The organism is Pseudomonas sp. 57B-090624 (assembly GCF_003234055.1).
Taxonomy (GTDB): domain Bacteria; phylum Pseudomonadota; class Gammaproteobacteria; order Pseudomonadales; family Pseudomonadaceae; genus Metapseudomonas; species Metapseudomonas tohonis.
In genome coordinates, this window is the sequence record NZ_QKRU01000079.1 from 25222 (window position 1) to 31932 (window position 6711).

Consider the following 6711-nt stretch of genomic DNA (forward strand, 5'->3'; position numbering starts at 1 on the left):
GCCCTTCCCTGGGCCGACCCCAAATGGACTGCGCGGCGCCCCGGTTGTCCCCCTCGCCGGGCGATGGGCCGACGACAGGTCACCGCTCGCGCGCCACCCCGACCATCGGCGGTCTTGAACCGCCCGGGCGAGTTGTTCAGAATCGCCGCCTTTCGAAAACCGAGCAGTACCCACAATGAAGAAGAACCTGAGCCTGATCGCCCTCTGCATCGCTGCCTCCGCCCCCGCCTTCGCCAATGAGCAGGCGCAATCCAAGGGTTTCGTGGAGGACAGCAGCCTGAACGTGCTGCTGCGCAATGCCTACATGAACCGTGACTACAAGCACGGCAACCCCGACCGCATGGAATGGGGCCAGGGCTTCATCGGCAACTTCAGCTCCGGCTTCACCCAGGGCACCGTCGGCTTCGGCGTCGACGCCTTCGGCCTGTACGCCCTGCGCCTGGACGGTGGCAAGGGCCGCGTCGGCGCTGCCGGCATCGACTTCTTCAAGCCCGGTGACAGCGGCCACGCCCAGGACGACATCGCCCGCGCCGGCGCCGCCATCAAGGCCCGTATCTCCAACACCGTGATCAAGGTCGGCGACCAGATGCCCGCCCTGCCGGTCCTGAGCTACGACGACTCGCGCCTGCTGCCGGAAAGCTACACCGGCACCCTGATCACCTCGAAGGAGATCGAAGGCCTGGAACTGAACGTCGGCCGCTTCAACGCCGAAGCCCAGAAGAGCGCCGAGGCCCGCGACAGCGGCGGCCTGAAGCGCATCGACGTGTACGGCGGCAGCTACAAGTTCAACGACCAGTTCAGCACCTCTCTCTACGCCTCCGACGTGAAGGACGTGCTGAAGAAGCAGTACCTGAACCTGAACTACATCATCCCGGTGGCCGACGACCAGTCCGTGACCCTGGACTTCAACGGCTACAAGACCCGCCTGGACAAGGAGTTCGCCACCAACGATGCGCGCGACAACCGCATCTGGAGCCTGGCGGCCACCTACGCCCTGGGCGGGCACTCCTTCACCCTGGCGCACCAGCGCAGCAGCGGTGACATCGGCTACCTCTACGGCGGCTACCAGAGCGGCGACTACATCGGCGACGGCGGCACCACCATCTGGCTGGCCAACTCCTACTGGTCCGACTTCAACGGCAAGGACGAGAACTCCTGGCAGGTCGCCTACGGCCTGGACTTCGCCGAATACGGCATACCCGGCCTCAGCTACCGCGTGGCGTACGTGCGCGGCGACAACATCGACGCCGGCCAGGGCGGCCGCGGCCAGGAGCGCGAGATCTTCAACCAGGTGCAGTACGTGGTCCAGGAAGGCCCGGCCAAGGACCTGAAGATGAAGCTGCGCGGCTCCATGCTGCGTGCCTCCAACAACATCAACAGCTACGTCGACGACGGCAACGAAGTCCGCGTATTCGTCGAGTACCCGGTCAATATCTTCTGACCGAGCCCTCGCGAGCCCAAAAGCCCCGGCGTGAAAGCGCCGGGGCTTTTTTGTGGGGGCTGGAAAGTGGAGACGGGCAGCTTTCGCAGGTCGGGTGCAACCCGGCATGGGTGCAGGGGGGTTGCTCGGCAATAGACTGACGCTCCGAGAAGCGGTGGGCTGAAGCCCACCCTACGCATCACCCTACGCCCACCCGATGCACGCGTCCTTGAAAACATCGCGGATGAATCCGCTCCTACAAAGGCGCGGAGGTCGGCGCAGCAGGGCTTGCGGCTCCCCGCTTCAACCTCGACCGGCGCACAAAAAAAGCGGCCGATCGATGCCGCAACCGACTAATGGCCTGGCGCCATCAGCCAAAGATGGGCACCATGCGCGCCCGGCGGCCCGGCCGCCCTGGATGAAGTCGTACCGATAAAGGAATGGATGTGAAGATGTTCAAGCGCACGGCCGCCATCGTCGCGGTGGCCCTGGTGGCGGGGGGTTGCTCCACCCGCACCTATTTCAAGCTCCCGGAAGACACCAAGGTCTCGGTCTACGAGCGTCCCCAGCAGTTCAGCCAGGGCATGGTGACCACCCGCCCGTTCTTCTGGAGCTCCGCCGGCGGCATCCCCTACAAGCTGACCGACAGCCACGGCACGCTGGTGCAGCAGGGCAAGCTGCGCGCGCGCTTTCGCGTGGCGTCGATCTTCTGGCCGCCCTTCGCGATCATCTACTGGCCCATGGGCTTCGGTCAGCGTTGCTACGACCTGACCGCCGCCCAGCCGCAGCAGTGCACCCAGGGCGACCTGCTGCAGCTGCGCCGCGACCAGCGCCTGGCGGACTGATCCACCCAGGCAACGAACAAGGGAGCCCCAGGGCTCCCTTTTTCATGGGCGCGCGCCGGGCGTTACCGCGCCTGGCCGATGGACGCGCGATAGAGCGCGGCCTCCTCGTCCAGCCAGGTGCCGAAATCCTCGTGCTTCTGGCCCACGCCCTCGCCCGGCTGCCACACCAGCCAGTAGGGAAAGGCGTAGGGCACGCTGATGCCGGTGAGCTGCACCAGCTCGCCCCGCGCCAGTGCGCCCTGTACCAGGCTGCGGCGTTCCAGGGCGATGCCCTGGCACAGGCGCAGGGCCTCCAGCACCAGGTTGGAGTCGTTTATCCACAGGCCCAGGTCCGCTGGCGGCTCGTCCACGCCGGCCGCCTGGCACCAGCGCAGCCAGGGTTCGGCGGTGCGGATCAGGGGCAGGCGCAGGGCCTGCTGGGGCGTCTGCGGCAGGTCGCCGCCATTGAGGCGCGGCGAGGCCACCAGCAGCAGTTCGTCGTCGAACAGCCGGCGCCGCTCCAGCCCCTCCCAGTTGCCCTGGCCCATGCGGATGGCCAGGTCGACCCCCGACTGGCGCAGGTCCTGCAACCCGAGGCTGGCTTGCAGGTGGATGCGGTAGAGCGGGTGGCGCGCCTGGAAACGCGGCAGGCGCGGCAGCAGCCACTGGGCGCCGAAGGACGGCATCACCGCGATGGTCAGCGCCTCGCGCTCGGGGCGGTCGCGCACCAGGCGGGTGGCTTCGCCGATGTCCTCCAGCGCCCGGCGGATCTGCAGGGCATAGAGGCGGCCATCCTCGTTCAGGCGCAGGCCGCGCCCTTCGCGGACGAACAGCGGCAGGCCGAGCAGCAGCTCCAGCTGCTTGATCTGCTGGCTGATGGCCGAGTGGGTGACGTGCAGCTCGGCGGCGGCCCGGGTGATGCTGCCCAGGCGCGCGACCGCTTCGAAGCTGCGCAGCGAGGCCAGTGGAGGCATGTGATTCATGTAAGGAAAACTAACAGGAATCGGCAGAAAGTATCGATATTCACCGCCCCGGCGCACCGCTATTTTTTTGCGAGCCGCCCACCTGGTCGGGGTGCCTCTTCCAATCCGTCGCCAAGGAACCTGTTAATGAAACTGATCGGTATGCTGGATTCCCCTTATGTACGCCGGGTCGCCATCAGCCTGCGCTCGCTCGACATCCCCTTCGAGCACGAGGCGGTTTCGGTGTTTCGTCATTTCGATGCCTTCAAGGCGATCAACCCGGTGGTCAAGGCACCGACCCTGGTGCTCGACGATGGCACCACGCTGATGGATTCGAGCCTGATCCTCGACTACCTGGAAACCCTCGCCGGGCGCAGCCTGCTGCCCGCAGCACCGGCCCCGCGCGCCCAGGCCCTGCGCGTGGTCGGCCTGGCCCTGGCGCTGTGCGAGAAGGCGGTGCAGATCGTCTACGAGAAGGAGCTGCGCCCGCAGGACAAGCAGCATGCGCCCTGGCTGGAGCGGGTGCGCTACCAGTTGCACGCGGCCTGCAGCGAGCTGGAAGCGGAACTGGCCCGCCGCCCCCTGGGCGAAGGCGCCGGCATCGGCCAGGACGGCATCAGCCTGGCGGTGGCCTGGGGCTTCGCCCAGTTGGTGATCCGCGAGGAACTGGAGCCCGCCGGCTATCCGCTGCTGGCGGCCTTCGCCGAGCGCGCCGAGCGGCTGCCGGCATTCCTCGCCACGCCGATGGCTTAACAAACCTTCACAGTTCCACGACAAAGCAGGCAATATTCGCCGCCGGTGGCTGCCTAGGATGGGCAGCTCCGACGGCCTGCCGCTCGCGACAGGCGACCACCATTCCGACAGGGACAGTCGCCATGACACTCACCCGACTCTTCGATTCGCTGCTCGCCCTCGCCGGCGTGCTGGCGCTGGCCGGCACCCTCGCGGCGGCCGACTGGCAAGCCCTCGCCCGCCTCGACACCAGCCATGCCCAGGACCTGTTCCTGCCGCTGGCCGCCAGCGACAAGCGCCCGCCCCTGGCCCTGCCGGCCAGCCTGGAGCTGCCCCGGGCGGGGCCGCTGGCACGGTCACTGCTTGGCAATCCGGCGCGCTATGTGTTCTGAGCCGGCGACCGGCGGGAGTCGAAGGCCCGTGGCGCGAAACCCGGAACATGCCCTGGCGGACCTCGGTCAACTGCTGGCAGCGATCAGGAACTGGCCGTGCATCAGCGAGCCCCGTCCCGGCAGCTTCTACCTGGGGCACCGGCCGTTCTGCCACATTCGGGTGCGCGGCGCCCGGCGCTGGGTGGATATCCGCATGCGGCGCGCCTGGCTGCCTCGGTTCGATTTGCCGCCGAACGACGCGCAGAGCCGCCTGGCGCTGCGTATCCTGCTGCACCAGGCGTACCGGATGGACCGGCAACCCCTGCATTCAAGGAGAGAAGGATGAAGATGTTACGCAGTGCCCTGTTGGCCTTCGGCCTGCTGGCCTGCACCCTCGCCCAGGCCACGGAGGCGCAGAAGATCGAGCAGGCCAAGGCCGCCGCGCGCGCCTGGCTGGTCCTCGCCGACAGCGAGGACTACCTGCGCAGCTGGCAGCAGGCGGCGAGCCTGTTCCGTCACTCGGTGACACGCTACGACTGGATCAACCTGGCGGTGGACCTGCGCTCGCCCCTGGGGCCGGTGCGGGCGCGCACGCTGCAGTCGGCCACGTACGCGACCCAGTTGCCGGGCCTGCCGGACGGCGAGTACGTGATCCTCGAATACCGCAGCAACTTCGAGCACCACAGCGAGGCGGTGGAGACGGTGACGCCGATGCGCGACGCCGACGGCCAGTGGCGGGTGGCCGGTTACTACGTCGATTGAGAGAGGCCGACCCGGGCGGGTCGGCCAGGCACGCGGCCTACAGAACGAACTTCGCGACCACCGCCGCCACGCCGAGGACGGCCAGGACGATGCCGCCGATCAGCACCAGGCGCCCGGTGCGATCCTCTGCGGAGGCGGCCACTGCCGGAGCCTCGGGCGCCGGCGCGGCGGCGCGCAGCGGGTTGGCCACCGCCGGCTGGCTGGCCGGGCGCGGGGCAGCGACCGGCTTGGGCAGGTCGATCACGCGGACGAACTGGGTGGCGTCCTCGTCGGCGGCCTGGCGCACCTCCACCTTGGGCCCGATCACCAGCAGCGTCACCGAAGCCATGCGCACCTGGTCGCCCGGCGCCAGCACGGCGGTGCCGACCTTCTGCTGGTTGACGAACACGCCGTTGGCCGAGGCCAGGTCCTTGATCTCCAGCACGTCGTCCTTGAGGAAGAACTCGGCATGGCGACGGGACAGCTCCAGGTCGCTGAAGCACAGTTCGCACTTCACCGAACGGCCGAAGGTCATGGAGCCGGTGACGTGGTACTTCTGCCCCTCGTGCTCGCCCTTGATCACCTGCAGGAACCAGCGCGCGGTGGGCGCGGCCTTGGGCTTGACCTTGGCCGGGTCGACCAGCAGCAGCTCCAGGGTGCCGATGCGCACGCGGTCGTCGGAGCGCAGCTGGTAGCGCGCGCCGATGCGCTCGCCGTTGACGAAGGTGCCGCTGCGGGTGCCGCAGTCGGTGAGGTAGTAGAGGCCGTGGTCCTGGCGGATTTCCGCATGGAAGGGGCTGACCTCGGCCTCGTTGAGTACCAGGTTGTTGCGCGCGTCCTGGCCGATGGTGAAGCGTTCGTCCACCAGCCAGACCGGCTCCTGGCGATTGTCTGCGAAGTGAATCCTGAGCATGTCCGAAATCCTTGATCCTGGTTGCGCCAAGCCGATCGCCCAGCTGACCTGTTAACGCGCATCAGTCGAAGATGCGGTTCCATAAACGCTTGACCGGGTTGGCGGTCTGTTGCTGCTGCCGCGACTGGCTGCGTACCACCTGGGCCTTGCGCACGCGCATGGCGTGGTCGGCCTGCAGCTGCAGCAGCTGCGAATCTTCCGGCGCCACCGCGAGGCCACCCTTGATGTATTCCTGGGCCAGGGCGAACTCCCGATGGCCGTAGGCTTCCTCGGCCAGCAGGGCGAAGCGCCGCGCCACCTGTTCGAGGCCCGCGAATGCGCGCGGGTTCTCGGGTTGCAGGGCCAGCGCCTGCTGGTAGTAGGCCACCGCGCTGTCGCCCTCGGGCTGCAGCAGGCGGTCGTCGGCCAGGCGCTCATCGCCCAGGGCCACCAGGGCGTCGACCCGGGCCTGCAGCACGCGGGCCAGGCCCTGGGTGGCGGCGGCGTTGCCGGCATCCAGGGCCAGCACCTGGTTGAAGTAGTGCTCGGCGCTGTCGCCGGCCGGCTCCACCAGGCTGCCGGCGTTCAGGCGCAGTTCGGCCCGGGCCAGCAGGTCGTCGATCTTCTTCTGTTGCAGCAGGTGATAGCCGAGGCCGCCGCCCAGGGCGAGCAGCAGCACGCCCAGCAGGGCCCAACCCCAGATCGGCACGCCTCGGCGCGGGGCCGGCTGCGCGGGAGCCGCCGGTGCCGCCTTCGCCTTGCGCGTGGG

8 protein-coding genes and 1 pseudogene are annotated in these 6711 nt (G+C 68.4%); 6 read left to right on the forward strand and 3 right to left on the reverse strand.

Features of this window, described 5'->3' with window-relative positions; genetic code table 11:
- Nucleotides 1-175: 175 nt before the first annotated feature.
- On the forward strand, nucleotides 176-1441 hold the full coding sequence (locus DMX10_RS27215; protein WP_111264028.1) for an OprD family porin: 1266 nt from the start codon (nucleotides 176-178) through the stop codon (nucleotides 1439-1441).
- A gap of 431 nt (nucleotides 1442-1872) precedes the next feature.
- A complete protein-coding gene (locus DMX10_RS27220; RefSeq protein WP_178083020.1) occupies nucleotides 1873-2265 on the forward strand; it encodes a hypothetical protein in 393 nt (130 codons plus the stop codon).
- A gap of 62 nt (nucleotides 2266-2327) precedes the next feature.
- Here the strand turns inward: DMX10_RS27220 and DMX10_RS27225 are convergent, their stop codons facing one another.
- On the reverse strand, nucleotides 2328-3227 hold the full coding sequence (locus tag DMX10_RS27225; RefSeq protein ID WP_111264030.1) for a LysR substrate-binding domain-containing protein: 900 nt from the start codon (nucleotides 3225-3227) through the stop codon (nucleotides 2328-2330).
- Between the two features lie 126 nt (nucleotides 3228-3353).
- On the opposite strand from DMX10_RS27225, the gene DMX10_RS27230 reads away from it, so the two are divergent.
- The 4 genes from DMX10_RS27230 (at nucleotide 3354) to DMX10_RS27245 (ending at nucleotide 5071) form a co-directional block, all read left to right on the forward strand.
- Complete coding sequence (locus DMX10_RS27230) at nucleotides 3354-3959, forward strand: glutathione S-transferase (protein WP_111264031.1); 606 nt, start codon at nucleotides 3354-3356, stop codon at nucleotides 3957-3959.
- Between the two features lie 122 nt (nucleotides 3960-4081).
- A complete protein-coding gene (locus DMX10_RS27235) occupies nucleotides 4082-4330 on the forward strand; it encodes a hypothetical protein (RefSeq protein WP_111264032.1) in 249 nt (82 codons plus the stop codon).
- A gap of 28 nt (nucleotides 4331-4358) precedes the next feature.
- Complete coding sequence (locus DMX10_RS27240) at nucleotides 4359-4655, forward strand: hypothetical protein (protein ID WP_178083021.1); 297 nt, start codon at nucleotides 4359-4361, stop codon at nucleotides 4653-4655.
- Nucleotides 4652-5071 (forward strand): DUF4019 domain-containing protein, encoded by a 420-nt coding sequence (locus tag DMX10_RS27245; RefSeq protein ID WP_111264034.1) that lies wholly within the window; start codon nucleotides 4652-4654, stop codon nucleotides 5069-5071. The genes DMX10_RS27240 and DMX10_RS27245 overlap by 4 nt, the downstream gene beginning before the upstream one ends.
- Before the next feature lie 37 nt (nucleotides 5072-5108).
- On the opposite strand, the gene DMX10_RS27250 is transcribed toward DMX10_RS27245, so the two are convergent.
- Both DMX10_RS27250 and DMX10_RS32850 read right to left on the reverse strand, forming a co-directional pair.
- Nucleotides 5109-5963, reverse strand: a complete 855-nt coding sequence (locus tag DMX10_RS27250) for an FHA domain-containing protein (protein WP_111264035.1) — start codon at nucleotides 5961-5963, stop codon at nucleotides 5109-5111.
- 61 nt (nucleotides 5964-6024) lie between these two features.
- A pseudogene (locus tag DMX10_RS32850) lies at nucleotides 6025-6711 on the reverse strand (serine/threonine protein kinase); the annotation flags it as partial.

Bases quoted from the DNA above. Each gene is read 5' to 3' on its own strand.
- DMX10_RS27215 (WP_111264028.1), top strand. From the start codon at position 176: ATGAAGAAGAACCTGAGCCTGATCGCCCTCTGCATCGCTGCCTCCGCC.
- DMX10_RS27220 (WP_178083020.1), top strand. From the start codon at position 1,873: ATGTTCAAGCGCACGGCCGCCATCGTCGCGGTGGCCCTGGTGGCGGGG.
- DMX10_RS27225 (WP_111264030.1), bottom strand. From the start codon at position 3,227: ATGAATCACATGCCTCCACTGGCCTCGCTGCGCAGCTTCGAAGCGGTC.
- DMX10_RS27230 (WP_111264031.1), top strand. From the start codon at position 3,354: ATGAAACTGATCGGTATGCTGGATTCCCCTTATGTACGCCGGGTCGCC.
- DMX10_RS27235 (WP_111264032.1), top strand. From the start codon at position 4,082: ATGACACTCACCCGACTCTTCGATTCGCTGCTCGCCCTCGCCGGCGTG.
- DMX10_RS27245 (WP_111264034.1), top strand. From the start codon at position 4,652: ATGAAGATGTTACGCAGTGCCCTGTTGGCCTTCGGCCTGCTGGCCTGC.
- DMX10_RS27250 (WP_111264035.1), bottom strand. From the start codon at position 5,963: ATGCTCAGGATTCACTTCGCAGACAATCGCCAGGAGCCGGTCTGGCTG.